General features: G+C 33.5%; 24 protein-coding genes. 13 read left to right on the top strand and 11 right to left on the bottom strand.

The features are described 5' to 3' along the window. Positions 1-9: 9 nt before the first annotated feature. Positions 10-1,911, top strand: a complete 1,902-nt coding sequence (gene yidC, locus DMZ43_RS10875) for a membrane protein insertase YidC (RefSeq protein WP_131508184.1) — start codon at positions 10-12, stop codon at positions 1,909-1,911. Between the two features lie 100 nt (positions 1,912-2,011). Here yidC and DMZ43_RS10880 read toward each other — a convergent pair whose 3' ends face one another. Beyond that, positions 2,012-3,004, bottom strand: coding sequence for a fasciclin domain-containing protein (locus tag DMZ43_RS10880; protein WP_131508186.1), 993 nt, complete (start codon positions 3,002-3,004; stop codon positions 2,012-2,014). Between the two features lie 59 nt (positions 3,005-3,063). On the opposite strand from DMZ43_RS10880, the gene DMZ43_RS10885 reads away from it, so the two are divergent. From DMZ43_RS10885 to DMZ43_RS10900, 4 genes are all read left to right on the top strand, one after another. Then, the gene (locus DMZ43_RS10885) at positions 3,064-3,774 is read left to right on the top strand and encodes a toxin-antitoxin system YwqK family antitoxin (protein WP_131508188.1); all 711 of its coding nucleotides are present in this window, start codon (positions 3,064-3,066) and stop codon (positions 3,772-3,774) included. A gap of 99 nt (positions 3,775-3,873) precedes the next feature. Next, on the top strand, positions 3,874-5,061 hold the full coding sequence (gene mnmA, locus DMZ43_RS10890) for a tRNA 2-thiouridine(34) synthase MnmA (RefSeq protein WP_131508190.1): 1,188 nt from the start codon (positions 3,874-3,876) through the stop codon (positions 5,059-5,061). Between the two features lie 32 nt (positions 5,062-5,093). Continuing rightward, positions 5,094-6,713 (top strand): S8 family serine peptidase, encoded by a 1,620-nt coding sequence (locus DMZ43_RS10895; RefSeq protein WP_131508192.1) that lies wholly within the window; start codon positions 5,094-5,096, stop codon positions 6,711-6,713. Continuing rightward, positions 6,714-7,661 carry a nitronate monooxygenase family protein gene (locus tag DMZ43_RS10900; RefSeq protein ID WP_129761392.1) on the top strand — a complete coding sequence of 316 codons (948 nt, stop codon included), beginning with the start codon at positions 6,714-6,716 and terminating at the stop codon, positions 7,659-7,661. It begins immediately after the preceding gene. 181 nt (positions 7,662-7,842) lie between these two features. Here DMZ43_RS10900 and DMZ43_RS10905 read toward each other — a convergent pair whose 3' ends face one another. Beyond that, positions 7,843-8,790 (bottom strand): PD40 domain-containing protein, encoded by a 948-nt coding sequence (locus DMZ43_RS10905; RefSeq protein WP_131508194.1) that lies wholly within the window; start codon positions 8,788-8,790, stop codon positions 7,843-7,845. A gap of 408 nt (positions 8,791-9,198) precedes the next feature. Between DMZ43_RS10905 and DMZ43_RS10910 the strand changes: the two genes are divergently transcribed. The 3 genes from DMZ43_RS10910 to DMZ43_RS10920 are packed head-to-tail and all read left to right on the top strand — an operon-like array spanning position 9,199 to position 11,372. Further along, positions 9,199-10,572, top strand: a complete 1,374-nt coding sequence (locus tag DMZ43_RS10910; RefSeq protein ID WP_131508196.1) for an MATE family efflux transporter — start codon at positions 9,199-9,201, stop codon at positions 10,570-10,572. A gap of 2 nt (positions 10,573-10,574) precedes the next feature. Next, complete coding sequence (locus DMZ43_RS10915; protein ID WP_129761389.1) at positions 10,575-10,802, top strand: hypothetical protein; 228 nt, start codon at positions 10,575-10,577, stop codon at positions 10,800-10,802. Continuing rightward, positions 10,803-11,372, top strand: a complete 570-nt coding sequence (locus tag DMZ43_RS10920; RefSeq protein ID WP_131508198.1) for a phosphatase PAP2 family protein — start codon at positions 10,803-10,805, stop codon at positions 11,370-11,372. Here DMZ43_RS10920 and DMZ43_RS10925 read toward each other — a convergent pair. Genes DMZ43_RS10925 through DMZ43_RS10935 form a run of 3 tightly spaced genes read right to left on the bottom strand, consistent with a single transcriptional unit; the run spans position 11,362 to position 14,325 of the window. After that, on the bottom strand, positions 11,362-12,996 hold the full coding sequence (locus DMZ43_RS10925) for a glycosyltransferase family 39 protein (protein ID WP_131508200.1): 1,635 nt from the start codon (positions 12,994-12,996) through the stop codon (positions 11,362-11,364). The genes DMZ43_RS10920 and DMZ43_RS10925 overlap by 11 nt on opposite strands. Next, entirely contained in the window at positions 12,974-13,612 is a 639-nt protein-coding gene (locus tag DMZ43_RS10930) for a lipid-A-disaccharide synthase N-terminal domain-containing protein (RefSeq protein WP_131508202.1), read from the bottom strand. The genes DMZ43_RS10925 and DMZ43_RS10930 overlap by 23 nt, the downstream gene beginning before the upstream one ends. After that, positions 13,612-14,325 carry a glycosyltransferase family 2 protein gene (locus tag DMZ43_RS10935; protein WP_129761385.1) on the bottom strand — a complete coding sequence of 238 codons (714 nt, stop codon included), beginning with the start codon at positions 14,323-14,325 and terminating at the stop codon, positions 13,612-13,614. Before DMZ43_RS10935 ends, DMZ43_RS10930 begins: the two co-directional genes overlap by 1 nt. A 101-nt stretch (positions 14,326-14,426) precedes the next feature. Here DMZ43_RS10935 and DMZ43_RS10940 point away from each other — a divergent pair, with 101 nt between their 5' ends. After that, positions 14,427-15,368 (top strand): NAD(P)-dependent oxidoreductase, encoded by a 942-nt coding sequence (locus tag DMZ43_RS10940; protein ID WP_131508204.1) that lies wholly within the window; start codon positions 14,427-14,429, stop codon positions 15,366-15,368. Here DMZ43_RS10940 and meaB read toward each other — a convergent pair. Together meaB and DMZ43_RS10950 are read right to left on the bottom strand one after the other, a co-directional pair. Further along, positions 15,363-16,439, bottom strand: coding sequence for a methylmalonyl Co-A mutase-associated GTPase MeaB (gene meaB, locus DMZ43_RS10945; RefSeq protein WP_131508206.1), 1,077 nt, complete (start codon positions 16,437-16,439; stop codon positions 15,363-15,365). The two genes, DMZ43_RS10940 and meaB, sit on opposite strands and share 6 nt — an antisense overlap. A gap of 17 nt (positions 16,440-16,456) precedes the next feature. Further along, positions 16,457-17,032, bottom strand: coding sequence for a DUF2911 domain-containing protein (locus tag DMZ43_RS10950; RefSeq protein WP_131508208.1), 576 nt, complete (start codon positions 17,030-17,032; stop codon positions 16,457-16,459). A 187-nt stretch (positions 17,033-17,219) separates the two neighbouring features. Between DMZ43_RS10950 and DMZ43_RS10955 the strand changes: the two genes are divergently transcribed. The 4 genes from DMZ43_RS10955 to DMZ43_RS10970 all read left to right on the top strand — a co-directional run bounded on the left by DMZ43_RS10955 (position 17,220) and on the right by DMZ43_RS10970 (position 20,684). After that, on the top strand, positions 17,220-17,771 hold the full coding sequence (locus tag DMZ43_RS10955; protein ID WP_129761381.1) for an RNA polymerase sigma factor: 552 nt from the start codon (positions 17,220-17,222) through the stop codon (positions 17,769-17,771). After that, entirely contained in the window at positions 17,752-18,324 is a 573-nt protein-coding gene (locus tag DMZ43_RS10960; protein ID WP_131508210.1) for a hypothetical protein, read from the top strand. The genes DMZ43_RS10955 and DMZ43_RS10960 overlap by 20 nt, the downstream gene beginning before the upstream one ends. Positions 18,325-18,342: 18 nt before the next feature. Next, positions 18,343-19,902, top strand: coding sequence for a hypothetical protein (locus DMZ43_RS10965; RefSeq protein ID WP_131508212.1), 1,560 nt, complete (start codon positions 18,343-18,345; stop codon positions 19,900-19,902). Positions 19,903-19,991: 89 nt separating this feature from the next. Next, complete coding sequence (locus DMZ43_RS10970; RefSeq protein ID WP_131508214.1) at positions 19,992-20,684, top strand: peptidoglycan DD-metalloendopeptidase family protein; 693 nt, start codon at positions 19,992-19,994, stop codon at positions 20,682-20,684. 315 nt (positions 20,685-20,999) lie between these two features. On the opposite strand, the gene DMZ43_RS10975 is transcribed toward DMZ43_RS10970, so the two are convergent. The 4 genes from DMZ43_RS10975 to secA form a co-directional block, all read right to left on the bottom strand. After that, positions 21,000-21,563 carry a hypothetical protein gene (locus tag DMZ43_RS10975; RefSeq protein ID WP_131508216.1) on the bottom strand — a complete coding sequence of 188 codons (564 nt, stop codon included), beginning with the start codon at positions 21,561-21,563 and terminating at the stop codon, positions 21,000-21,002. A gap of 128 nt (positions 21,564-21,691) precedes the next feature. Further along, positions 21,692-22,414: a co-chaperone YbbN gene (locus tag DMZ43_RS10980; RefSeq protein WP_238155812.1), complete on the bottom strand. Its 723-nt coding sequence runs from the start codon at positions 22,412-22,414 to the stop codon at positions 21,692-21,694. A gap of 96 nt (positions 22,415-22,510) precedes the next feature. Continuing rightward, positions 22,511-23,494, bottom strand: a complete 984-nt coding sequence (locus DMZ43_RS10985; protein ID WP_131508218.1) for an SMP-30/gluconolactonase/LRE family protein — start codon at positions 23,492-23,494, stop codon at positions 22,511-22,513. 145 nt (positions 23,495-23,639) lie between these two features. Then, a complete protein-coding gene (secA, locus tag DMZ43_RS10990) occupies positions 23,640-26,993 on the bottom strand; it encodes a preprotein translocase subunit SecA (protein WP_131508220.1) in 3,354 nt (1,117 codons plus the stop codon). Positions 26,994-26,997: the final 4 nt, after the last annotated feature.

Raw genomic sequence — 26,997 nt, forward strand, 5'->3', positions numbered from 1 at the left:
TAAATACTTATGGAAGAAAAAAAATTAGACGTTAATTCCGTTATTGGGTTTATACTTATTTTCGGAATATTATTATTCATGCTTTGGCAAAACCAACCAACTGAAGAAGAGTTAGCCGAACAAGAAAAAGCAAAACAAGAGCAAATTGAAGCTGAGAAAAAGCAACAAGCACAAGAGGCAACATTAACTACTACTGCTCAAGACTACTCAAATAGTTCAGTAAAAGACTCTACACAATTAGAGGCATTAAAATTAAAATTAGGCGCTTTTGCTTATGCAGCAACATTGCCTTCAGCAACTGATGGTGAAACTGCTGTTGAGACTGATGTGTTTTCTTTAAAGTTTAGTAATAAAGGTGGATACTTGTCAGAAGTTAAGCTGAAAAACTTTGTCGATTACGATTCTGTTCCTATTCATTTAATAAAAAAGAATAATGTTGATTTTAATATCAATTTTGGAACAACAGATAATAGAACCCTAAATACTAAAGAGCTTTATTTTCAACCATCGGTTACTAAAAATGGTGAAAACACTATAGTTTCTATGAAATTAAAAGTGTCTGAAACTAAGTTTTTAGAATATCGTTATGAGCTAAAACCTGATGATTATATGATTGGGTTTACCGTTAAATCTCAAGGTTTAAATGATGTTATCAATGGTTCTCAAAATATAGATTTAAACTGGCAACTTGATGGATACAGACATGATAGAAGTATTCAATATGAAAACCGTTATACACGATTAACTTATCAGCATGATGGTAAAAAAATAGACAAGTTGGCGCAAACTGGTGATGACGAAGAAGATGTTGAAGATGTCAGCTGGTTATCTTACAGACAGCACTTTTTCAGCTCTATTTTAGTATCTGATGCACCTTTTAAAACTGTAAAATTAACGTCTAAGAATTTAGTTGAAGATGAAGATGTAGATACGTTGTTTACAAAAACATTTGCTTCAAAGTTACCATTACAAGTAAAAGGTGGAGAGCTTAATGAAAACATGAGTTTTTATTATGGACCAACTGATAGTAAAGTATTAAAGACTTACGACCAAAATCTTGAAGAAAGTATTCCTTTTGGATGGGGAATTTTTGGATGGATCAACAAGTCGGTATTTATTCCTCTATTTGGATTTTTAAGTAGCTTTTTACCTTATGGTATTGCTATTATTGTGATGACTATTTTGGTTAAAATTTTATTGTCGTTTGTGCAATACAAGCAGTTTTTGTCACAAGCAAAAATGAAAATTCTTAAGCCAGAATTAGACGCAATAAGAGAAAAGTACAAAGACAATAAATTAAAAGCACAACAAGAAACTATGAGCTTGCAAACAAGAGCAGGAGCAAGCCCATTGAGTGGCTGTTTACCTGGTTTAATGCAAATTCCTGTGTTTTATGCGTTGTTTATGTTTTTCCCAACAGCTTTTGATTTACGTCAGAAAAAATTCCTTTGGGTTGATGATTTATCGTCTTATGATATCATTGCTGAACTTCCTTTTAATATTCCATTATATGGTGATCACGTGAGTTTGTTCCCAATATTGGCAGCTATTGCAATTTTCTTCTACATGCGTATGACTACAGGTCAGCAAGTAGCAGCTCAACCTACTCAAGAAGGTATGCCTGATATGCAAAAGATGATGAAATACATGATTTATTTTTCACCATTATTAATGCTGATATTCTTTAACCAATACGCTTCAGGATTGAGTTTGTATTACTTTATTTCAAACTTAATTAGTATAGGTATTATGTTAGTGATTAAAAACTTTATCATTGATGAAGATAAAGTGTTGGCTAAAATTCAAGAGAAAAAGAAACAACCTAAAAAGGAAAGTCGTTTTCAGCGAAAAATGAAAGAAATGATGGAGCAAGCTGAACAACAAAAACGCCAACAACAGGGAAGAAAGTAAATTAAGATTATCTAATTAATAACTAAAAAAGCCTTTAAACATTTTTGTTTAAAGGCTTTTTGGCTAACTAAAACTAATCAATTAATACAATCACTATTAATTATAGAGGAGGTAATATTACTTTATCTATGGCATGAATTACTCCATTTGTTGCTTGAACATCTACAGTAATAATGTTGCTAACTCTATCATTCATATCAGTTAATGTCGCTCCACCAGTAACATTTGCCGTAATATCTCCACCTAAAGTGCTAACTGTCATATCGTCCATTAAAGCTGTTGATCTTACATTAGCTCCAGCTACTGCATGGTGATCTAATGTTGCTTTTAAAGTTGGTTCATCTATATCTGATAAACTATTTAATGATAATTCGGCTAATAAGTCACCAAAGGCGTCGTTTGTTGGTGCAAACACAGTAAAAGGAGCAGGAGCTGTTCCGTTAGCTGTTGATAATGTTGTAACGTAGTCAAATGTTAAATCATCTCTTGTTAAAGCAGTAACTAAAGTTGAAAAATTTGGATCTGCTGTTGCAAAAGTAACTACATCTGGTAGCCCTATAACAGCATCAACAATATGTATTGTTCCGTTTGAAGCGTCAATATCTGGAGTTGTAACTGTAGATATACCATTAAATGTTACACCACTAGAAGTGTTGAAATATAAACTAAGCTTGTTGCCTCCAACACCATCTGCATTTGTTGAAGTGTAACCAGAACCCATAGTAGTCAGGTCTGTAGAAGTTACGTCAGCTGAAATAACATGATTCAATAAAATTTGTGATAAAACATCGGTAGGTACTTCGTCTAAGCTTGCAAAACCATTATCTGATAAGAAGCTTGCAAAAGCATCGTTTGTTGGAGCAAGTACTGTATATGGTCCATTACCAGAAAGTACTACATCTAGATTACCATCAGCAGCTTGTAATGCAGCAACAAGACTACTTAAGTTTGGTGCTGTTAACGCAGTTTCAACAATGTTTAATTCTTCAGGAGTTCCTCCATCATTGTTATCGTCATCACTGCTGCAAGATTGAAATGCAAATACTACTGAAAGTATTAGGGCAATTTTTGAAATGTTTGAAATAATTTTCATTTTTTTGAGTTTTAATGTTCAACATATACAAACGTCAGTTTGTTTAACAAATTTACAAAATGTTTAAACAAAATATTATAACAGTTATAATTTTAACATTTTTTTATGCAAATTTATCTGCGCAAAATTCTATAAATCAATACGATAATAACGGGAAACGTCATGGTGTTTGGAAAAAGAACTTTGACAAAACCAACGAGCCTCGTTATGAAGGACAGTTTGAGCATGGAAAGGAAGTAGGTGTTTTTAAATACTATACGCTTAAACAAAAAAAGAGTGTATTGAGTGCTACCAAAACATTTAACCCTAACAACAATATTGCTGAGGTTAAATTTTTTGCTTCAACAGGTAAACTTATTAGTGAAGGCAAAATGAACGGAAAGCTCTTTATAGGTAAGTGGGTGTTTTACCATAATAAAAGTGATGCTGTCATGTCTATTGAATATTATAATGATAAAGGCGAGTTACATGGCGAAAAGCAAGTACTATATGATAATGGACAAATAGCAGAAAAAACAAACTACGTCAACGGGAAAATAGAAGGTATTTCAACTTGGTATTCTGAAAAAGGGGTTGTAGTAAAAGAATTTAGTTATGAAAATGATGAGTTACACGGTTTGTCAAAATATTATGATGCAGATGGACAGTTATTAGCACAAGGCGAATACAAACGTGGTAAAAAGCATGGTATTTGGAAGTATTATACCAATGGGAAACTGACTGAGGAAAAGAATTTTACAAAAACGAGTAACAACCCTAAACAACAATAGTTATAAACTATAAATAGCATAATTTTTTATAATGGTAACTTTGTAGAGTTGCCATTTTTTATTTTGTAATTTTGCAAAATCAAATTTTAAAGGAAAATCGTGAAACGAGTTATAGTAGGACTTTCAGGTGGTGTTGATTCTAGCGTTGCGGCTTATTTATTAAAGGAGCAAGGTTATGAGGTTATTGGCTTGTTTATGAAAAACTGGCATGATGATTCAGTAACTATTTCTGATGAATGTCCTTGGCTAGATGATAGCAATGACGCTATGTTGGTAGCAGATAAATTAGGTATACCTTTTCAAACAGTAGATTTAAGTGAGCAATATAAAGAGCGCATTGTAGACTATATGTTTGATGAATACCAAAAAGGACGCACGCCAAATCCTGACGTACTCTGCAACCGAGAGATAAAATTTGATGTCTTCATGAAAATTGCTCTCGATTTAGGAGCAGATTATGTGGCAACTGGTCATTATTGCAGAAAAGGAACGCTTCAAAAAGATGGTAAAGAAGTTTATCAGTTATTGGCTGGTGTTGATGGTAATAAAGACCAATCTTATTTCTTATGTCAGTTGTCGCAAGAACAGCTGTCAAAAGCATTATTTCCTATAGGTGAATTAACAAAACCACAAGTTAGAGAAATAGCAACAAAACTCGATTTGGTAACAGCTGAGAAAAAAGATTCTCAAGGATTATGTTTTATTGGTAAAGTAAGACTGCCTGAGTTTCTTCAGCAAAAATTAAAACCTAAAGAAGGTGTTATTGTTGAGATACCACAAGCTATTGATGTGTATAAGCAAGAAACTCCTAAGTTTAATTCTGAAGAAGAAAAACTACAATATTTATCACGAAAAATTGAGTATTCTATTACAGATGGAAAAGTTGTAGGGAAGCATCAAGGAGCACATTATTTTACTAAAGGTCAACGAAAAGGATTAGCTGTTGGTGGTACTGCTGAACCATTATTTGTAATTGAGACAGATGTTGATGACAATATCATATACACAGGTCAGGGAAAATCGCATCCTGGTTTATTAAAAAAAGCACTTTTTGTCAATAACGATGAATTGCATTGGATTCGTGAAGATTTAGCTTTAAATGTTGATGAAACAATGAAGGTGAAAGCGCGTATTAGATACCGTCAACCTTTACAGGAAGCAATTTTACATAAAGTTGATGGTGGACTTTACGTTGAGTTCGAAGCTGCACAATCTGCAATTACCGAAGGTCAATTTGTAGCATGGTATTTAAATGATGAATTAGTTGGTTCAGGAGTAATTTCTTAAATTGCAGTTGCAATACTCCCAAATGCCAACGCATGAAACACAAAATACTTTTACTTCTTTTTACAGTTTTTGCCTTTCAGTTATATGCGCAAGATGAAGACGCTTGGGTGTATTTGGAAGAAAAGGACAATGTTGAAACTGCAATAAGCAATCCGTTAACGATTCTTACACAAAGAGCAATAGACCGAAAGATCGCTCATAGTGTTATTATAGATGCCAGAGATGTTCCTGTAAACGAAAATCATGTTACCACATTAAAAGCACAACCAGGAATTACGGTTATGGCAAAGTCTAAATGGCTTAATGCTGTTCATGTTAGAGGAACGGTTGAAAACATCAATATGCTTTTAGGTTTAGAGTTTGTAGTTAGTATCGATTTTGCTGATAAAAGCTTGAATGCTGAAAGTGGAAGATTTTCAGAAAATGAAGATAAATTTGAAATAGAAGAAACACTAACCGATTTCACCTACGGAAATACCCAAAACCAAGTACAAATGATAAGTGCAGATGATTTGCATTTAGATGATTTTACTGGAGAAGGTATGCTGGTTGCGGTTTTAGATGCAGGCTTTACAAATGTTAATACCATGTCAGCTTTTCAACGCTTGAGAGATAATGGCGATTTATTGGATGGTTATGATTTTGTGGATAGAACAGAAAATGTATATGCCTATACAGCAAATACTCATGGTACAAGAGTGTTGAGTACAATGGCAGCTTATGTGCAAGACGAGTATGTTGGTACTGCTCCAGATGCATCGTATTATTTATTTAGAACTGAAGATGCTGGAAGCGAAAACCCTGTTGAAGAAAGTTATTGGGTTGAAGCTGCTGAACGTGCTGACAGTTTGGGTGTTGATGTCATAAACACTTCTTTAGGATATACAACTTATGATAATCCTAATTACAGCTACACTAACGAAGATATGGATGGTCAAACCGCATTTATTACAAGAGGCGCAACTATTGCTTCAGAAAAAGGAATGTTGGTAATTACATCGGCTGGAAATTCTGGTGGAAATGCTTGGGTAATTGTTGGTGCTCCTGCCGATTCGCCAAACGTATTATCTATTGGAGCAGTTGATAGCAACGAAGATTATGCGTTTTTTAGCTCTCAAGGAAGTGCTATCCAACCCACACAAAAACCTGATGTTGTAGCTCAAGGTTTAGGAGCTTATGTGGTTAATGAAAATGATGAAATTATCACTAATAATGGTACATCATTAAGCTCGCCAATTCTAGCTGGAGGAGCTGTATGTTTGTGGCAAGCATTACCTAATGCTTCAAATACCGAAATTATGCAGTACATAAGGATGTCTGCTTCACAATATACCACACCAGACAATTTTTTAGGCTACGGAATTCCAGATTTAGCCTTAGCTTATAACATAGCATTGTCAATGCAAGAACAGGAAATTGTTGAATTCAAACTTTTTCCAAATCCAGTAAATAATCTTTTAAATATCCATATTCCTAGTCAATTTGAATCTACTAATTTTTTAATGTATGATATGGTTGGGAATGTAATTTTGGAACAGACACTATCAAACTCAATAGAACAAATGGATTGTTCTGAAATTGCTTCAGGTGTGTATGTGTTAGTACTTCAATCTGGAGACTCATCAAAAACGTTTAAACTTATTAAATCATAAATGACAAACAGAATTACCAAACTGTTCAATATTCAATATCCTATTGTTCAGGCAGGAATGATTTGGAATAGTGGTTGGAGGTTAGCTTCAGCTGCTAGTAACTCAGGTGTTTTAGGACTTTTAGGAGCAGGTTCAATGTATCCTGAAGTATTACGTGAGCATATTCAAAAATGTAAAAAAGCAACTGATAAACCATTTGGTGTTAATGTGCCAATGTTATATCCAAATATTGAAGAGATTATGGATATTATTGTTGAAGAAGGTGTGAAGATTGTATTCACTTCAGCAGGAAATCCAAAAACTTGGACCTCTTGGTTACAAGAAAGAGGGATAACTGTTGTGCATGTGGTGAGTAGTGTAAAATTTGCTTTAAAGGCTCAAGATGCTGGAGTAGATGCAATTGTTGCAGAAGGATTTGAAGCTGGAGGTCATAATGGAAGAGATGAAACAACTACACTTACTTTAATACCTATGGTAAAAGAGCAATTGCAAATTCCTTTAATAGCAGCAGGTGGTATTGCCACAGGAAAAGCGATGCTTGCAGCTATGGTTTTAGGTGCAGATGGTGTTCAAATAGGAACACGATTTGTGGCGAGTGAAGAATCATCAGCACATGCTGCCTTTAAAAATGTTGTTGTTGATGCTAAAGAAGGTGATACGCAATTAACTTTAAAAGAGTTGGCTCCTGTACGATTAGTGAAAAATAAGTTTTATAACGACGTTCAGGAACTATACAAAAAAGGACCAACGGTTGAAGAGTTGAAAACCTTATTAGGTAGAGCAAGAGCAAAAAAAGGTATGTTTGAAGGCGACCTTATTGAAGGTGAACTCGAAATTGGGCAAATTTCCGGCTTAATTCATGATATAAAACCTGTAGCTGAAATTGTAACTGATATTGTTGAAGAATACAGAGAAGCCAAAGAAAATATCAAAAACGAGATGTTTTAGGTTATTCATTAAAAATTCTGTCGATTCGAGTGAATTTTACGATTGAAAATGAGTAAAATTTATATCGAGAATAAGAATTTAATGCTTAAAAAGGTTCTCGATACGATTTTTTATCAAAAAAATCACTCGAACTGACATTTGTGAGCAAGTATAAACCTAAAAGAAAAATCAATAGATTAAATTATTTCTTGATAAGGTTTGTAATAGAGATTTTATACAATCTACTTAAACCATTTTCATAGCTGTAAAAAATAGTTTTTAAATCTTCAATGCTTTGTTTTTCTTCAAAGCTAGTCATTTTTAATCGTTTACTTGTAAAGTATAAAATGCCATTTTGAGTATCAACAAATGGGCAATATTCCATTTTGTTGGAGTTGACTTTTTGTCCCATGTTTTTAGAAATACTCCATTCGCCATTTTCCTGCTTGTAGCTTACATATAAATCACCACTACCATAACCATCATCACGATTATAGCAAGTATAGATTATAAAAGATTCATCAGGAGCTATAAAAGCATTAAACTCATAACCTTCAGAATTAATGGAGTCACTTAAAGGTTTAGGTTGTGTATATGCTCCATTTTTAAATTCGCTAATGTATATGTCGTCTTTTCTTTTAAGAGAAGGATTATCTAATGTAAAATATAGGTTGTTTGAATTTGTAACCACAGGATAAAACTCGTCCATTTCAGTATTTACAGGAGCGCCTAAATTAATAGGTGCAGACCAAGAAGCTTCAGTAGAAGCACGTTCAACATACCAAATATCAAAATCTTTTACAGTTGTAGATGTGTTGTCCATAGGTCTGTTCGATGCAAAAAATAACTTAAGACCATCATTTGAGAAAAAAGGTTCGATGTCATTATACTGTCCAGAAAATGAGATGATTTCAGGGTTACTCCATTTGGTATCAGTTTTACTAACAATCATCAATGCTGAAATGTCTCCCATAAAACTTTGTGCAGAAAATACTGCTTCTTTTCCGTTGGGAGAAATGGCTAAATCTCTAACATTAGGAAACTGAGATACGATGTCTTCTAAAAAAGGCTCTATAACATCTTCAGTTGATGATTGAGAAAACGAAAATAAGCTGTAAAGAAAAATGATACTAAGGGTAATGTGTTTCATTGTTTGTGCTTTTAAGCAATTTACAAAACCTTAGCATTGGCAGATTTTAAAAATATGTTAATTTATAACAAGGCTAAAGCCATAAAAAAAGAGGGTAGAAATACCCTCTTTTTATTGAAACGTTTTTTAACGTCATTAATTTTTTAAATCCCTCTAAAATAATAGCTAAAAAAGTTTCTTTATTTTCAATATATACTAAGTAAACATTGATAATTTACATTGAAAATAACTTTGATAAAAATATTGCTTTTAACTGATTTATAGAAATTATACTAAAGTAACTTATTAACAATCTGATTATATAATTGCTTGATATTCAATATTCATAAAGGTTTTTTGAAAAATATTCAGTGGAAAATTCTTATATAGTTTTCTATGGCATACCTTTGAAACCTCAAAAAAGCATAGGTGGTTTTATCTAATTATACTAAAGAATTCAAATACAACTGGAAACTTGCTGCTCCTGTAATGTTGGGCATGCTTGGACATACTTTTGTAAGTTTTATTGATAACATTATGGTTGGCCAATTAGGAACTGCTGAGTTGGCTGCAGTTTCACTTGGTAATAGCTTTATGTTTATTGCTATGTCTTTAGGTATTGGGTTTTCAACAGCCATTACACCTCTTGTAGCTGAAGCTGATGCAGCCAATGATTTTAAAAATGGAAAATCGGCTTTTAAACATGGATTGTTTTTATGTACAATACTAGGTATTTCATTGTTTTTAATGGTGTTTTTCGCTAAACCGCTTTTGTATTTAATGAAGCAACCTATTGAGGTAGTTGAGTTGGCAATTCCATATCTAGATTTGGTTGCCTTTTCTTTAATTCCGTTAGTAGTTTTTCAAGCATTTAAGCAGTTTAGTGATGGTTTGTCAATGACAAAATATCCTATGTATGCTACATTGATAGCTAATATTGTAAATGTTGTTTTTAACTATTTGCTCATTTTTGGGAAATTTGGTTTTCCTGAGTTGGGTATTGTAGGAGCTGCTTATGGAACATTGATTTCGCGATTTGTAATGGTGGCGTTTATTTGGATATTATTGAGTAAAAAAGAAAAATCTAAAGCTTTTGTAACTAATATCAAGTTTTTTGTATTAGATAAACTAATGCTTAACAAACTGATTAATTTAGGAACACCTAGCGCAATGCAAATGTTTTTTGAAGTAGCCATTTTTACAGCAGCTATATGGTTGAGTGGTTTACTAGGTAAAAACCCACAAGCGGCAAACCAAATTGCACTTAACTTATCGTCAATGACATTTATGGTAGCAATGGGACTTAGTGTTGCTGCAATGGTGAGAGTAGGAAACCAAAAAGGCTTGAATAACTTTTTAGAACTACGCAGAATCGCCATTTCTATATTTTTATTGGCAACAATACTTGCTATTTGCTTTGGTATTTGCTTCTTTTTGTTTCACAATCATCTACCAAAACTGTATGTAGATTATGACGATGCTGTAAACCTTGTTGATAATACCGAAGTGGTTAGTATCGCGTCAACGCTTTTAATTGCAGCAGCAATTTTTCAAATAAGTGATAGTGTTCAAGTTGTTGTTTTAGGTGCTTTAAGAGGTTTGCAAGATGTAAAAATACCAACTATAATTACCTTTATTTCGTATTGGGTTATTGGATTTCCTATAAGTTATTTTTTAGGGAAAGAAGAAGTCTATGGGAGTTTTGGTATTTGGCTAGGGCTTTTAGCAGGTTTAACAACTGCAGCAATTTTATTGTATATTCGATTTAATTATTTAACTAACAAACTCATTAAAACAGCATAATTATGGAACTGCCTAAATTTATACTTGGAGACAATACCCAATTTCCTAATGCTATATATATTATTCATACCGATTTTCCTAGGTTTATTATTAATTTAGAAAATGATGAGGTAGAATGGTTAGAAGAATTTGATGAACACGATCAAAGAGAATTAGAGTCTGAAATTGAAAACTTAATTCAGGCAGCTACCGATTTTTACGATAGCGAAATAGAACAATACAACGATTAGATGATAGACCAATTAATAGAATACGATAAAGAATTATTCCTGTTTTTAAACAATTTAGGCGTTGAGTCTTGGGATGGATTTTGGATGTTTTATACCACAAAATTTTACTGGATTCCACTTTATGCCATTTTACTATACTTAATGTTTAAAAACCACGACCGAAAAACGTTTTTAATAACTGTTTTGGTTGTAGCACTTATGGTGTCTTTTACTGACCAAGTTACCAACTTATTTAAATATGGCTTTGAACGTTTTAGACCTTGCCATGACGAGACCGTAAATTCATTAATGCGATTGGTAAAGCCTTCTTGTGGAGGTAGATATGGCTTTTTCTCAGGTCATGCCTCTAACTCAATGGCTGTAGCTGTATTTACAGGTTTAATGTTAAAACATAAATACAAGTATCTTATCTTTTTAATGCTATTTTGGGCAGCAGCAATGGCTTACAGTAGAGTGTATATAGGAGTGCATTTTCCGTTGGATATTTTCTGCGGAATGATTTTTGGCGCGCTATCAGGTTTTGGGTTTTATAAACTCAATAAGTACTTAGCTAAACGCTTTACTTCTTAGTAAGAATATAATAGGTGTTTACCAATCGTTCTCTATAACTTTTACTGTCTTTAGCTGAAGTGTTGAGGTCATAAGTAGCAACTTTTTCAATGTGGTATTTAGCGAGTAAGAGTTCTTGATGTTCAGGGCTTATACCATTAGCAAGCATTCCAAACACTGGTTCGTTAGGGAAATTTATTGTACCATCTTCTTGAGTTATATTTGGGATTTTATCACCAAACTGCCAAATCATTTCAGGTGAGATATAATTAAAACCATACACGTTTATAGCTTCTTTTTTAGTGTCTTCTTTTAAGTTTGAAATAGGCTTGTAATTATTGTCTATTAAAGCTTTTGAAAGCGGTAAACCAGATATCAACAATGCAGCAAAAAAGAAAATTGTGAGGTAAAATACCTTTTCCATGTTTTTTAGTTTCAACTGAACAAAAATTAGTATACTTAATAAAACTAGGGTTATGGATGCTATAGCAAAAGGAAACATATAACCTGAAAGCTTTTCGCCTAAAAATAAATAACCTACAATTGGAAACGCTAAACCAATTAAGGCAATAAGTCCAAAATTAAAATACACAGGTATAGTTTCGCGCTTGTCCTTTAAATCTTTAAAGCATCTTATGAGATATTCAATATAAAAACCAGTGTTAATAGCTAAAGGAATTAAAACAGGCATCAAGTATCTCGATTTTTTCTCAGGAATTAATGAAAGCAAAACAACAGCAGCAATGGTCCAAATAAAACTAAACCTATAGGCTTTAGTATTACTCACTCTTCGCTTTAAATAGGGATATAATAAGCTAATAAAAGCAGGAATAGTCCAAATTCCGCTTTGCGTAAAAAAGCTCCAGTAATAGTAAAAAGGTCTTATGTTGTAACTAGACCAATTTCCTGTTTCTCGTTCAGCAATGGCAGTAAAAGTTGCAGGATCATTAAGACGAACGTACAAATACCACCAACCACCAACTATAAGTCCAATAATTAAAAAAGCTAATAATGGTAATATCTGTTTTTTTATAGCAGTGAATTTAAAAACCATTCCATAAGCAATTAAAAAAGGCAGTAGTAAGGCATAAAAAGAAACTGGACCTTTGCAAAGTATTGAGCATCCTAAAAACAAACCAGCTAAAAGAATTGCTTTGAAATTGTTTGAGTTGCCTTGTAAGTATTGAAATAAAAAATAAATAGCCATTAACATAAATCCATGAGTAAAAATGTCCCATGGAGCTTCAATACTAATTCCAATAACATAAAAGGAAGTCACTACAATTAAAGCATTAATTAAACTGTGGTTTTTATTATTTAAAAGTTTATTAGAAAGTAAGTAGGTAAAAACACCTGTGATTGCTATAAATATAATAGCAGGAAAGCGAATAGCTAGTAGGTTTTTTATTCCAAAAATCATCCCAAAAAACGCAGCTAACCAAGTTGGTAAAGGAGGCTTTTCATATCTGGCTTCACCATTCATGGTTGTAAGGAGCCAATTACCATCTGTTAGCATTTCTCTGGCAGTAATAAAATTACGTGCTTCCATAATACTTACTGAAAGGTATTGTACGCCAAAAGTGAGCATTAAAAGCACTAGTACTGTTATGGTAAGTATAGGGTTATGCTGTAGTTTCTTTAGCATTTGATTTTTTTATTAAGAATAAATTTCTGGCATAGATCATTAAACCAAGACCATGACCTATAAATAACACAGGATCTCTTCTGTAAACGGCATAAATAAGAATTAGCAAAGAACCTATTAAGCTCAACATCCAAAATCCAAAAGGAAGAGACGATTGCTTTTTGCGTTCAGAATAAATCCATTGGTAAATAAACCTAAACGTGAAAATAATTTGAGATACAATACCTAAGGTTAACAACCAGGTTGGAATAGCTTCATTTTTGAATAAAACATCTCTATCAATAACATTGTTGTTAAAGTAATATATGGCAATTAGAGTAGGAGCACCAAGTAAAATGTATTGCATTACTCTTGGGAATTTCTCCCATTCGCCTTGTAATTGCAAATTGCGTATATAAATAAAATAGGTTAACCCTTGTCCTAGCATAATGGCAAAATCATCTCTAAGGTAGCCATATATAAAGAGTAAAAAAGAGGCAATTAAGCTTAAGGTCCAAAATAAGGTTGGAGTTATTACTTTTTGGTGTTTCTCAGAAGTTATCCATTGTATTATTAAGCGCGAAGAGAATAAAATCTGAGCGATAAAACCTATGCAATATATCAACCAATCGTTCATTAACCTTGTTTAGAAACTGTATAGTTGATGTACTTTTTTTTCATCCATAAGTAAGCAAAACAATCCATAAGTGGTCCAAGTAATCGGTTCCATAAACCAAATTTTGCAGTACCAGCAATTCTTGGAAAATGACGTACAGGAATTTGGGTAACCTTACCGTTTTGCAATAATATCATTGCTGGTAAAAAACGATGTAAACCCTTAAACATAGGAATACGCTTAGCATATTCGGTTTTAATAACTTTTAAAGGACAACCAGTATCATCCATTCCGTCTTTGGTAAAAGCTCTTCTAATACCATTAGCAATTTTAGACGACATGTTTTTTACAAAACTATCTTTTCGGTCTGCTCTTACACCAGTTACTAAATCGTAAGTGTCAATATGTTTTAAAAGTAAATTAAAATCTTCAGGAGCAGTTTGTAAATCAGAATCTATATAACCTACAAGTTCAGTGTCAGCATAATCAAACCCAGCTTTTATAGCAGCACTTAAACCTCTATTAGCTTCAAACAAAATGTAGTTGAAAGCAGCGTTTCTATTGCAAATATCTTCAATAAGTTGCTGACTGCTATCTTTTGAGCCATCATTTACAAATAAAATTTTTGTAGGTAAGGAAGCGATTTTCGTGTAAGCTAGTAGTTCCTTTTCAACTCTCTCTAAATTATCTTCTTCATTATAAACAGGAACTATGATAGTGAATTTGTAATTCATCTGTTAAAAGTTAGTTGCTACAAAAGTATTGTTTTTTAACTAAACTGAAATTATTCTTTTTAATGGAATAATTGTTAATTTGCAATCTCTAAACTAATAAAATGAAAATACTTGTTACAGGAGCAGTCGGTTTTATTGGCTCTCACACAGCTGAAAGACTTAAAGCTTTAGGACATGATGTTTTAGGAATTGATAATTTTAATGATTATTACAGTCTGGAATTAAAACAATTAAATGCTGATGCTTTAACCCAAAAAGGCATTTCAATCTTGAAAAAAGATTTAAGAGATTCTGACCTTGCTGAAGTGTTACCTAAAGACATCGACTATATTTTTCACTATGCTGCTCAACCAGGTATTTCATCAACTTCTACGTTTGAAGACTATTTTAGCAATAATATTTTAGCAACTAAAAATTTAATGGATTACGCTTTACAGTGTAGCAATCTTAAATTATTTGTAAATATTGGAACCTCTTCAATTTATGGTTTAGAAGCGACTTTCCCTGAAAGTATTGCACCAAAACCAGCATCTCACTATGGTGTTACTAAATTAGCTGCTGAGCAGTTAGTACTTCAAAAAAGTAGAGAAAAGCAATTAAAATCATGCTCGTTAAGGTTGTATTCTGTTATTGGCCCAAGAGAGCGTCCTGAAAAAATGTACACAAAACTCATAGATTTAGGGTTGAAGGACGAAGCGTTTCCGTTGTATGAAGGCAGCGATAAGCACCTTAGAAGTTTTACTTACGTAGGCGATATTGTAGATGGTGTAGTGAGTGTAATTGGTAATGAAGATAAGGTCAATGGTGAAATCATTAATCTAGGAACTGAAGTAGAACATACTACTCAAGAAGGTATTGAAGCTGTTGAAGCTGTTTTAGGAAAGTCTATAAAAATTAATGTTATTCCAAAGCGTCCTGGAGACCAATTGCGTACTAAAGCAAATATCGATAAAGCAAGAAAGCTGTTGAACTACAATCCGCAAACTACATTGTTAGAAGCTGTAAAAGCTCAAGTAGAATGGTTTAAAGCCAATTTTTCATAAACTCAATATATATTCTGCAGCAGCAAATGGAGTGGTTTTACCATTTTCTATAAGTTCAAGCTGAGATTTGAGTGCTTCTTTTATTTTTGAATCTCCAAAGAAATCAGATTTTAAACGGTCTTCAATTGTTTGTAGTAGCCAAAATTTATTTTGTTCGTTTCTATGATGTTCAAAATAATTGTTCTTTTGGGTTGCTTCAACATAGTCATTTATAATATCCCAAATAGCGTCAATACCTTCTTGTTGTAAAGCACTACATAGTGTAACTTTAGGTTGCCAACCAGAATCTTTAGCAGGATATAAATGCAATGCTCTATTGAATTCTACTTTGGCAAGTTTAGCAGCTTTTAGGTTGTCTCCATCTGCTTTATTAATAACAATGGTATCTGCCATTTCAATAATACCACGTTTAATACCTTGAAGTTCATCACCAGCTCCTGCAAGTTTTAAAAGTAGAAAAAAGTCTACCATACTATGAACAGCAGTTTCACTTTGACCAACACCAACCGTTTCAATAATAATGGTGTCAAAACCTGCTGCTTCACATAAAATAATAGTTTCTCTGGTTTTTCTGGCAACACCACCTAACGAGGAGCCAGAAGGAGAAGGTCGTATAAAAGCATTTGGGTCTTTTACCAAATCTTCCATTCGAGTTTTGTCTCCCAAAATGCTGCCTTTGGTTAAGCTGCTACTAGGGTCAACTGCCAAAACAGCTACTTTTTTACCATTTGTTGTGAGTTGCGAACCAAAAGCTTCAATAAATGTGCTTTTGCCAACTCCAGGAACTCCTGTTATACCTATTCTTACCGATTTGTTGGCATAAGGCAAGCAGTGTTTTATAATGGTATTGGCTTTTTCTAAATGTAAAGGGTTAGAACTCTCTACCAAAGTTATGGCTCTGCTTAAATATGTAATGTCACCTTTTATAATACCTTGAGCCAATGCTTCGGCAGAAGGTTGATGACGTCTTCGCTTTTTTATGGTTTCAATAGAATCCTTGTTTGTAATTTCAGACTCTGAAACTCCTTTCTTTTCGTGTAAAGCAGACGATGATTTAGTGTTTTTAGCCAAGTTATAATGTCTTACCTTTATTCAATTGAATCTTTGATTACAGTTAAAGGTACGGCAATTTTTGTTTTATCCCAAGCCATTGTAAGGTGAAGGTCACCTGTAGTATTATCAAAACCAATGGTAAATTGTTCAACAGTAGTATTGAGCTCTTCAGTAGGAACTTCAATTTCAAGTATATCGTGTTGAGGTTCTCTCATTGGTTTCATTTGCTCATCAACTCCCCAAGGATATAGTTTTTTATTAAAAATGACTTGCCAAGAGCTGTCTTTTGGTACTGTCCAAAGCGTATAGATGCCTTTAGGTATAGCAATACCTTTTACATAAAGCGATTTGTTGGTTTCAAAAGTTGTCGCTTCATTGGCTCCTGTTCGCCATACTTGGTTATAAGGTACAAGTCCGCCAAAAATTTCCCTTCCTTTTTTTGAAGGTCTGTTGTAAAACACTTCAACTTGTAAATCGTTGAGTTTGTATTCTACATTATCTTTTGGGCTCAAGCGTTTAGAAAAAATATTTTCAACAAAATAAGAGTATAAAAATAGTCCTACAGCGACTAAAGTTAAAATAATAAGGATTCGTTTTAAAAACGTGTTCATACCTAAAAATTCGAATTTTAAAATTAAGTGCTAAAGATATATCAAAAACAACTAAAGACTATCTATTTAACGTTCATTTATAATAATTTGGTGTCATTTTAAAAAAAAGAGGTAAATTTTGCAACACTGTATGTTTTGTATCGTCTTTATAGAGAACTAAACCAATAACCAAAAGATCAACTAACGCATGTTTCAAGTTGAAATTATTGAAAAATGCAAGCAAAATAATCGTGCTGCACAACTACAAATTTACAATCAGTATTGTGATGGTATGTATGCTGTGGCAATGCGATTTGTAAAGGATTCTATGGAAGCTGAAGATATCGTTCAGGAAGCCTTTATAAAAGCTTTTGCTAAACTACACCAATACAAAGCAGAGGTTACTTTTGGAGCTTGGTTAAAACGTATTGTTATCAATAAAAGTATCGATTTACTTAAATCCAAAAAGCAACATTTGTTGCAGTTGGAAGAGGTGCACCTAAAAGTAGTTGATGATAATGATGACAACTGGTTTGTTGAAGATACAATAACACTAGACGAAGTTAAAGAAGCTATAAAAAAGCTGCCAGAAAAGTATAAATACGTAGTTATGCTGTATTTGGTTGAAGGGTATGACCACCAGGAAATATCTGAAATTTTAAGCATTAGCGAAGTCGCTTCTCGAACGCAACTGTCTAGAGGAAAAGTAAAATTAAAAGAACTGTTAACACTTACAAGTAATGGCACAACAAGATATTAGAGAACTCTTTAAAGAAGAACAAAAGGTTTCCAATCAAAAAATGCCTAAAGGACATGAAGCCCGTTTTTTAAAGAAGCTAGATAACGCACAACCGCAAAAAACAATCAAAAAACGTTTCAGTATAATGCAAATAGCGGCAAGTGTTGTTATTCTTATTGGGATGGGTTTTGGAGCATATAAATTTTACAATGTGCCTCCAATTGAGCCTTCAAACAGTAAGGAAGAAGTGGTATCTAATTTAAAGTCGCTTGGTGATATTTCACCCGATTTAAAAAAGGTTGAAGACTACTATCTGGCTAATATTAACTTAGAATTATCCAACGTAAAGCTCACTTCAGAAAATAAAGAATTGTTCGATAGCTATGTGCTACGTCTTGAAGAACTCAATAAAGAGTACGATAGACTTTCGGTTGAATTAACCGAAAATGGACCAAACGAGCTTACTGTAAGTGCCTTAATAGATAACTTAAAATTAAGACTTAATTTATTGTATCGCTTAAAAGAACAATTAAAAGATTTAAACGACTCAGAAATGAGTCAGGATAATGCTTAAAGCAATAAAAATGAACAAATGAAAACAATACAATTAATGTTGTTTATGTTGTGTGCTACCCTTAGTGTTACTGCACAGCAACAGTTAAATAAAATATCTCAATCTATAAAAGTAGATAAAGACGTTACCATAGATTTAAACACAAGCTATGTGCAAATTGAAATCGATACATGGAATAAAGATCTTGTTGAGGTTGAAGCATATATAGAAAGCGATAAACTTTCAAAGGAAGAGCTTAAAAAAGCACTTGAAAACTGGAATATAAGCGTTGAAGGTTCAGGAAAAAATGTAAGTATAAGCTCTAAAGGAAGCCGAAATGTATGGGGAAACTTTAACATGGAAGGGTTTGAATTTGAGTTTGACAACAATTTCGAATTTGACGCCTTACGAGAGCTTGAATTTGAATTGGCTGAATTACCTGAAATGCCAGAGTTACCCGAAATGCCTGAGCTACCTGAAATGCCAGAAATGGAATTGCCAAAACTTCCTAAGCTTCCAAAACTACCTGAATTACCAAAAGGGATTCATTCAGTACATTTTGATACCGAAGCCTACAAAAAAGATGGTGAAAAATACCTTGAAAAATGGAGTAAAGAGTATGAAGAAAAGTACGGAAAAGAGTACAAGGATAAAATGAAAGCTTGGGCAAAAGAATTTTCTAAAGTTGATTTTGATAACTACGAAAAGGAAATGCAAAAATGGGGAGAAGAGTATGGTAAGCAGTTTGGTGAAGATTATGAAGTGAAACTAAAAGAGTGGAGCAAGAAGTTTGACAAACAATGGGGAAAAGAGTATGCTAAGCGTATGGAAGAATGGGAAGCAAAACACGGTAAGCAAATGGAAGAGCGTAGTGCAGAAATTGCAAAACGTTTTGAAGAGCGCCAAAAAGCTCACGCTGAAAGACAAGCTCATTTAGCTGAACGTCTTGAAGAGCGTATGGAACGCAACGAAAAGCGTCGTGCTGAACTGTCTAGAACACTTGAGGCAAGAAGTGGTAAGGTAAAAAAGACCATTAAAATAAAAATGCCTAAAGATGCTAAACTAAACCTAAACGTAAGACATGGTGAGTTGAAGTTTACTTCGGTTATTAAAAACTTAAGAGCAGATATTTCACACTCTACATTAGTAGCAAATCACATTGATGGAAGCGAGACTTCCATCAATGTATCTTATTCACCTGTGTTAATTGACACTTGGAGTCAAGGTGAGTTAAAACTAAATTATGTGGATAAAGCACATGTAAAGCAAGTAAACAGAATTGTATTAAATTCAAACTCATCAAACATTAGTCTCGATAATTTAAATGGCAATGCAATTATTGATGGTAGTTTTGGAGATTTAACCATTTCAAAAATCAACGACTCGTTTAATAATATCAATTTGGTGTTAGAAAATAGCGATGCGCTTATAAGTTTACCAAAAACAGCATTCAACTTGCAGTATAAAGGCGATCGTACACGTTTTGCTCATCCAGAAAAGCAAGATGCTAAAAACACGTCGTCGTTTTCTACTAACAGCCCAAATAGTAATAAAACAATTGTGGTTAATGCTAAATTTAGCCATGTTATAATGCAATAATCAAGCTTTCTGTATGAACAGAAATCTTACAGTTGAATAAAGGCTATACGTTTCAAAAAAGTGTATTTTTATAGAAATATTTTTTTGAAATGCCCTCAAACACATTCCACGATTTTTTAGAACGCATTAGTACAAAACCACTTCGAGTACTAGATGCTTCAATTTCAAATTCACAGTACATTCCTTTAGATCTTTCTAAACACAATACCTTGCTGCAATCGGTTGATGTATCTTCATCGTCAAGGCTTGAAGCATTTGTCAATGCGCATATAAGTAAGCATAATGGGTTGGTTGCCTTTGGAGGTTATAACGAAATACGAAACATTTACCAACGTAGTACACATTTTAACGAACAAAATCCACTAACCGAACGTAACATTCATTTAGGAATTGACCTTTGGGTTGCTGCTGGTACAGAAATTCTTTCGCCTTTAGATGGAGTAGTGCATAGTTTTAAAAACAATACCAATTTTGGAGACTATGGACCAACTATAATTTTAAAGCACGTCATCGATGGAGTGATTTTTTACACCTTATATGGACATTTAAGTACAGCGTCTATAGAGCAGTTAAGTGTAGGACAACAGTTTAAACAAGGAGAACAATTAGCAACACTTGGCGATGCTACTGTAAATGGCGATTACCCTCCACACTTGCATTTTCAAATTATAAAAGATATTGGTGAGTATGTAGGTGATTATCCAGGAGTAAGCTCAAAACAAGATTTAGACTATTATTTAAGTAATTGTCCAAACCCAAATGTGTTGTTAAAGTTGGAGTAATTTTTTGAAGGGTTTGTTTAAGGGTCTCGGCTATGAGTAGTTGCGAGGGTTAACACTTAACTTCGTAAGTAGGCGAGAACAAGCAATAGATTATATACGGTGTTACCCAACGTTTTTTTCTTCAAGTTTTTTACTAATAAATCTAAAAATCAATAATGATGGAATTAAAATTCCATATAAAATTAGTGCACCATTCCAATCAATATCTTTTTTCATTCCGATATATATGAAATCAGCATAAGAGTTGCTACAAAAGAAGCAAGCAAAGTAACGCCATAGAAATATTTAAAGCCTTTAGAAAGAAGTGATTTTAATTCAGGATTCATTTTTTATCCTGTATTTTCTTTTTCGGTCATATTTTATTTTCCAAGTATGGTATTTTAATTTGCCTATAAATTTATTCCATTCGTGTCTAATTCCACCTAACTCCCAATTAACGTCAAATTTTCGTTCTGGTTTGTTTGAATTTGGTGATTCTGTCACATAGAAAGGTCTTGAAACTTTGCAATGTAACATTGGTTCGTTATCCTTTATTGTTGGATAAAACTCTTCTATATGTGAAGTTTTAAGAAAATACCGAATTTCAATTATGGTTTTATTCCGCAACGATTTATAAATGTGTAGGTTTATGTCATAAAGATTTTCATAAATCGTAGATAGTTCCGCTACAATTCTGTTCAACGTTTTTGGTGCTTTTTTGTCATTAATCCTTTTTCTAATTTTCGCATGTTCAAAAAAGTTTTTTCCGATACTTTCATCAATTTCCGACATAATATATAAGCAATTTCTTGATATTTTATTCCAACAAATATCGGTTGCTATATCAATCAAACTTGATGTTGCTTCTTGGATTTTATTTTCGAGCTCTACTTTTTTCAAATGTTTGGTAACTTTATAAAGATATAAATTCTTTCAATAACGAATATCAATAACAAAAAAGCTCAACTGTTTTTATAAAAAAGTCAAGCTTTTGATAGGTTATATGTTTAATGAATAGCCTTTAAGCTTTACATCTCATCAATAATTTTTTCAATAAGTTCAGTAGTTATTTGATAGTCTTCTCCACTTGTTTTAGCAATGTCAATAGATTCCTTTGCCATTTTTAAAGCTTTGGTGTAATTTCCAGTTTTGTATAACAACGCAGCGTATGTATCAGTATTATGGGAATTTCGGTCTAGTTCAATTGAACGCTCTACAGCTTTAATAGCTTTTAATAGAATTTTGATGTCACTATAATTTTTGTAGGCATTCCAAGCTAAGCTGTTTAAGCTGTTAGAGGAATCCCAATATTTGTCAATATTGGATTGACTAAAATCGTCAACATCAATAGTGTTTGATGAACTAGAAGCAACAGCGCCACCCATATGTTTTAGAATCAAGTCTTCCATTTCAGCTTTACTCATTGCGCCTTCAACAACTTCTAAATTAGAGCTGTTTTTAAGGAAAAAATACGTAGGCATTGCTGTAACATTTAACGCATCATCTACTTTGTTTTTATCAACATCAACTTTATAAAAGTCAACTTTATCTTTATATTTTGCTTCTAACTCTTTAATGATAGGTTCCATGCGCTTACATGGTCCACACCAAGTAGCATAAAAGTCTAGTACAATTAATCTGTCGTTATTAACAAGAAGCTTTGCTTCAGCGTCATCATCAGTAAGTTCTGTTTGAGCAAATGACATCGTGATGCTTAATAGCATCATTAAAATAGAGGCAGTTTTTTTCATGGTTTTGATTTGGTTAGAGTTATTGTCTTTAAAAAAAATGATTATTTAGCGGAACGAATATCGTTTATTTTTTTTAAAAAACAAATTATCAAAGAGTTACTCTTTGTAAAAATGTCCTTTTACACCTTTTACTCCAGGAACAGCTTTAAATACTGAACCAGCTAATGGAAACTGTTTTAGTTGTTCAGTACCCATATCTTTGGTTGCTGTGGTAATGTAAAGCGTGTCTAGGTTTTTTCCACCAAAGGCACAAGATGTTACATTAAGCGCAGGAACTTCAATTTTTGTAATCAAATTACCAGTTTTAGGGTTGAAGCATCCAACAGCGCTTCCATTCCATAAACCAACCCAAAGGTTATCGTTTTCATCAATGGTCATTCCGTCAGGATAACCAAGTGTATCACTCACTTTTACTGCAACACGTTCATTTGATATAGCTCCTGTAGCATCATTATAATCGTAAGCCTTTATTTCGCTTGTTGGCGTATCGATATAATACATAGTGGTTTTGTCTTTGGTCCAAACAATTCCGTTGGATATAGTAACACTATCTTTTTTTAAAATGACATTTTGGTTGTTGTCCAACATATACAGTTTTGCAGCGTGTGGAGTTTCATCAAAGGCAATAGAACCTACCCAAAAACGACCACTTGGGTCGCATTTTCCATCATTAAAACGATTGGTAGTTATGGCTTGTTCTACATCTGAAAGTAATTGTAAATTTCCAGTGTTGGTGTCAATACTGTATATTCCATCTTGCAATGCAATAATGGCTTTGTTACTTTGAGTTGAAGGAACTACAGTACCAATCATAGAAGGCATAGCTAAACTTTTATTGGTTTTGGTTTTAGGGTTGTAAATATGTAATGTTTTTCCTTGAATATCTACCCAATAGAGTTCTTGGGTGTTGTAGTTCCAAAACGAGCCTTCTCCTAATTTTGATTGTATTTGGTATTCTAAAACAGCTTTGTGTTTTAATGTGTTACTAGTGTTTAAAGCTGTTGTTGTAGCTTCTTTACAACTGATTATTGATAAGGCGATACAAAAGAGTAGGGAAGTTGTTATGGTTTTAATCTGCATTTTCAAGTTTGTTTTGGTGATAAAAATACTCAAAAACCGTGGTTTTGATTACTAGTAAATGCGCAATCCCTTGTACTATATTTATACAAATGAAAAGTCCTGACACATAAATGTATCAGGACTATGATAAACTATTTATAAGGTTTTACTCTTCAATCAAAACCCATTCACCTTTAGCAATTAAGGGTTCTGCTTGCTTGTATTTTACAGTTTTATTTTCACCACTCATAACGTGTTTTATGGTGACTTTATCGTTACGACCAATTTTTGGTTTATCACGAACAATAGTTTCTATAACTTCTGGTTGACGTTGTGTGTTACCTGCAGCTCTGTTTTGCGCAGAACGCTCATCCATATTTGGAATTTCTTCTTTAGAAGTTTCAAGATTTTCTTTTCTTCTAGCTCTAGCTTCCTGAATGGTGTTTTGCGTTTCTGTAGGTAATTCACCTTTAAACAAGAATGAAATCACATCCTTATTAACTTGGTCTAGCATTTGCTTAAACAATTCAAAAGCTTCAAACTTATAGATTAATAAAGGATCTTTTTGCTCATGAACAGCTAATTGTACAGACTGTTTAAGCTCATCCATTTTACGTAAGTGCGTTTTCCAAGAATCGTCAACAATAGCCAAAGTAATATTCTTTTCAAAATCGTTGATAAGTTGCTTACCGTTGGTTTCGTAAGCTTTTTCTAAATCGGTAACTACTTGTAAGTTCTTTACACCATCAGTAAAAGGAACAACGATACGCTTAAATTTATCACGTTGGTTTTCGTATACATTTTTAATTACAGGGAATGCAATTTCTGCATTACGCTCCATTTTTTCACGATAATGTTCAAATGCCGCTTTATAGATTTTTCCTGCAATGTCTTGAGTTGAAAGTTTAGAAAACTCTGCTTCAGTAATTGGCGAACTCATAGAGAAGTATCTAATAAGCTCAAACTCGAAGTTTTTAAAGTCGTTAGCGTCTTTGTTGGTTTGTGCAATACCTTCAGAAGTATCGTAAATCATGTTTGCCAAATCCACTCTTAAGCGCTCACCAAATAATGCGTGGTGACGACGTTTGTAAACCACTTCACGTTGTGCATTCATTACGTCATCATATTCTAATAAACGTTTACGAACACCAAAGTTGTTTTCTTCTACTTTTTTCTGAGCACGCTCAATAGATTTTGAAATCATAGAATGCTGAATTACTTCACCTTCTTGTAATCCCATTCTATCCATCATTTTCGCAATACGCTCACTACCAAATAAGCGCATTAAGTTGTCTTCAAGAGATACGTAAAATTGCGAACTTCCTGGATCTCCTTGTCGACCTGCACGACCACGTAACTGTCTGTCAACACGACGCGAGTCATGACGCTCAGTACCAACAATAGCTAATCCTCCAGCAGCTTTTACGTCTTCGCTTAACTTAATGTCAGTACCACGACCAGCCATATTGGTGGCAATAGTTACTTGTCCTGCTTTACCAGCTTCAGCAACAATATCAGCTTCCTTTTTATGCAATTTTGCATTCAGGACATTGTGAGGTACTTTTCTAATGGATAACATTTTTCCTAAAAGCTCACTAATTTCTACTGATGTGGTACCAATTAGTACTGGACGACCAGCTTGCGATAAGGCAGTAACTTCATCAATTACAGCATTGTATTTTTCACGTTTGGTTTTGTAAACCAAATCTTCTCTATCATCTCTTGCAATAGGTTTGTTGGTTGGGATTTCAACAACGTCCAATTTGTAGATTTCCCAAAACTCACCAGCTTCGGTAACAGCTGTACCTGTCATACCAGAAAGTTTGCGGTACATTCTAAAGTAATTTTGAAGCGTAACCGTTGCAAAAGTTTGAGTAGCATCTTCAATTTTTACATTTTCTTTGGCTTCAATAGCTTGGTGAAGTCCGTCGCTATAACGACGACCATCCATAATACGACCTGTTTGCTCATCAACAATCATTACTTTGTTGTCCATAACAACATATTGAATGTCTTTTTCAAACAAAGCATACGCTTTAAGCAATTGGTTAAGCGTGTGGATACGTTCAGATTTTACACCAAAATCTCTAAAGAGATCTTCTTTAGCTTCAGCTTCTTCTTCTTTTGAAAGACCTTGAGCTTCAATTTTAGCAATTTCAACACCTATTTCAGGCATCACGAAAAAGTTTGGATCATCTTCACCTGAAAGGAATTCAACACCTTTATCAGTTAATTCAACCTGATTGTTTTTTTCATCGATAACATAGTAAAGCTCAGCATCAATTTTAGGCATTTCTCTATTGTTATCTTGCATGTAGTAGTTTTCAGTTTTTTGAAGGAGTTGTTTAATCCCTTCTTCACTTAAAAACTTAATTAATGCTTTGTTTTTTGGCATACCTCTGTACACTCTCAACAATAAAAAGCCACCTTCTTTAGTGTCGCCTTCGGCAATTAATTTTTTTGCTTCGGCAAGCACACCAGTTAACATTTTACGTTGTACACCAGCAATATTATCAACTTTTGGTTTTAACTCAGTAAACTCATGTCTGTCTCCTTGCGGAATTGGACCCGAAATAATTAAAGGTGTACGTGCATCATCAACCAATACCGAATCCACCTCATCCACAATAGCGTAGTGATGCGGACGCTGTACCAAGTCGTCTGGTGAGTGTGCCATATTATCTCTTAGGTAGTCAAAACCAAACTCGTTGTTTGTACCATAAGTAATGTCTGCCATGTAAGCTTTTTTACGAGCAGCTGAGTTAGGTTGGTGATAGTCTATACAGTCAACACTTAAACCATGGAACTCAAAAATTGGAGCCATCCACGCGCTATCACGTTTTGCTAGATAGTCGTTTACAGTAACTAAATGAACACCTTTTCCTGCTAATGCGTTAAGGTAAACAGGTAGGGTTGCAACAAGAGTTTTACCTTCACCAGTTTGCATTTCTGCAATTTTACCTTGGTGCATTGCTACACCACCAATAAGCTGTACATCGTAATGTACCATATCCCAAGTGATGGCTTTACCAGCAGCATCCCAAGAGTTTGACCAAACTGCTTTATCGTCTTCTAAAGTAATGTATTCTTTACTTCCTGAAAGTTCTCTGTCAAACGTACTTGCAGTTACTGTAATTTCAGTGTTGCTTACAAAACGCTTAGCAGTTTCCTTAACTACAGCAAAGGCTTCAGGTAGTATGTCGTTAAGTACATCTTCGGTAACTTGGTAGATGTCGTCTTCTATTTTATCGGCTTCAACGTAGATGTCTTCTCTCTCGTCAATATCTTCAGTGGTTTCGGCTTGTTTAAGGAGTTGTTCCTTTTTTTCTAGAAGTGGTTGTCTCGCTTCTGCTATTTTAGCTTTAAAAGCATCGGTTTTGGCTCTTAATTCATCGTGTGATAATTGTTCAAGAGCACTTGCAAAGGTTTTAATCTTATCAACAATTGGTGTAATGGATTTTACATCTTGTTTAGATTTATCACCTACAAATACTTTTAAAACTGAATCTAAAAAACTCATATGT

Origin of the sequence: Meridianimaribacter sp. CL38 (genome assembly GCF_004328055.1) — a bacterium.
Taxonomy (GTDB): Bacteria; Bacteroidota; Bacteroidia; order Flavobacteriales; family Flavobacteriaceae; genus Gaetbulibacter_B; species Gaetbulibacter_B jejuensis.

What these genes read in the sequence shown, in the direction of transcription:
- DMZ43_RS10905 (WP_131508194.1), bottom strand. Translation starts at nt 8,790, where the DNA reads ATGAAACACATTACCCTTAGTATCATTTTTCTTTACAGCTTATTTTCG.
- DMZ43_RS10900 (WP_129761392.1), top strand. Translation starts at nt 6,714, where the DNA reads ATGACAAACAGAATTACCAAACTGTTCAATATTCAATATCCTATTGTT.
- DMZ43_RS10985 (WP_131508218.1), bottom strand. Translation starts at nt 23,494, where the DNA reads ATGCAGATTAAAACCATAACAACTTCCCTACTCTTTTGTATCGCCTTA.
- DMZ43_RS10960 (WP_131508210.1), top strand. Translation starts at nt 17,752, where the DNA reads ATGGCACAACAAGATATTAGAGAACTCTTTAAAGAAGAACAAAAGGTT.
- DMZ43_RS10980 (WP_238155812.1), bottom strand. Translation starts at nt 22,414, where the DNA reads ATGAAAAAAACTGCCTCTATTTTAATGATGCTATTAAGCATCACGATG.
- secA (WP_131508220.1), bottom strand. Translation starts at nt 26,993, where the DNA reads ATGAGTTTTTTAGATTCAGTTTTAAAAGTATTTGTAGGTGATAAATCT.
- DMZ43_RS10950 (WP_131508208.1), bottom strand. Translation starts at nt 17,032, where the DNA reads ATGAACACGTTTTTAAAACGAATCCTTATTATTTTAACTTTAGTCGCT.
- DMZ43_RS10955 (WP_129761381.1), top strand. Translation starts at nt 17,220, where the DNA reads ATGTTTCAAGTTGAAATTATTGAAAAATGCAAGCAAAATAATCGTGCT.
- DMZ43_RS10930 (WP_131508202.1), bottom strand. Translation starts at nt 13,612, where the DNA reads ATGAACGATTGGTTGATATATTGCATAGGTTTTATCGCTCAGATTTTA.
- DMZ43_RS10885 (WP_131508188.1), top strand. Translation starts at nt 3,064, where the DNA reads ATGTTTAAACAAAATATTATAACAGTTATAATTTTAACATTTTTTTAT.
- DMZ43_RS10880 (WP_131508186.1), bottom strand. Translation starts at nt 3,004, where the DNA reads ATGAAAATTATTTCAAACATTTCAAAAATTGCCCTAATACTTTCAGTA.
- DMZ43_RS10925 (WP_131508200.1), bottom strand. Translation starts at nt 12,996, where the DNA reads ATGCTAAAGAAACTACAGCATAACCCTATACTTACCATAACAGTACTA.
- DMZ43_RS10915 (WP_129761389.1), top strand. Translation starts at nt 10,575, where the DNA reads ATGGAACTGCCTAAATTTATACTTGGAGACAATACCCAATTTCCTAAT.
- DMZ43_RS10970 (WP_131508214.1), top strand. Translation starts at nt 19,992, where the DNA reads ATGCCCTCAAACACATTCCACGATTTTTTAGAACGCATTAGTACAAAA.
- DMZ43_RS10895 (WP_131508192.1), top strand. Translation starts at nt 5,094, where the DNA reads ATGAAACACAAAATACTTTTACTTCTTTTTACAGTTTTTGCCTTTCAG.
- yidC (WP_131508184.1), top strand. Translation starts at nt 10, where the DNA reads ATGGAAGAAAAAAAATTAGACGTTAATTCCGTTATTGGGTTTATACTT.
- DMZ43_RS10940 (WP_131508204.1), top strand. Translation starts at nt 14,427, where the DNA reads ATGAAAATACTTGTTACAGGAGCAGTCGGTTTTATTGGCTCTCACACA.
- DMZ43_RS10920 (WP_131508198.1), top strand. Translation starts at nt 10,803, where the DNA reads ATGATAGACCAATTAATAGAATACGATAAAGAATTATTCCTGTTTTTA.
- DMZ43_RS10965 (WP_131508212.1), top strand. Translation starts at nt 18,343, where the DNA reads ATGAAAACAATACAATTAATGTTGTTTATGTTGTGTGCTACCCTTAGT.
- DMZ43_RS10935 (WP_129761385.1), bottom strand. Translation starts at nt 14,325, where the DNA reads ATGAATTACAAATTCACTATCATAGTTCCTGTTTATAATGAAGAAGAT.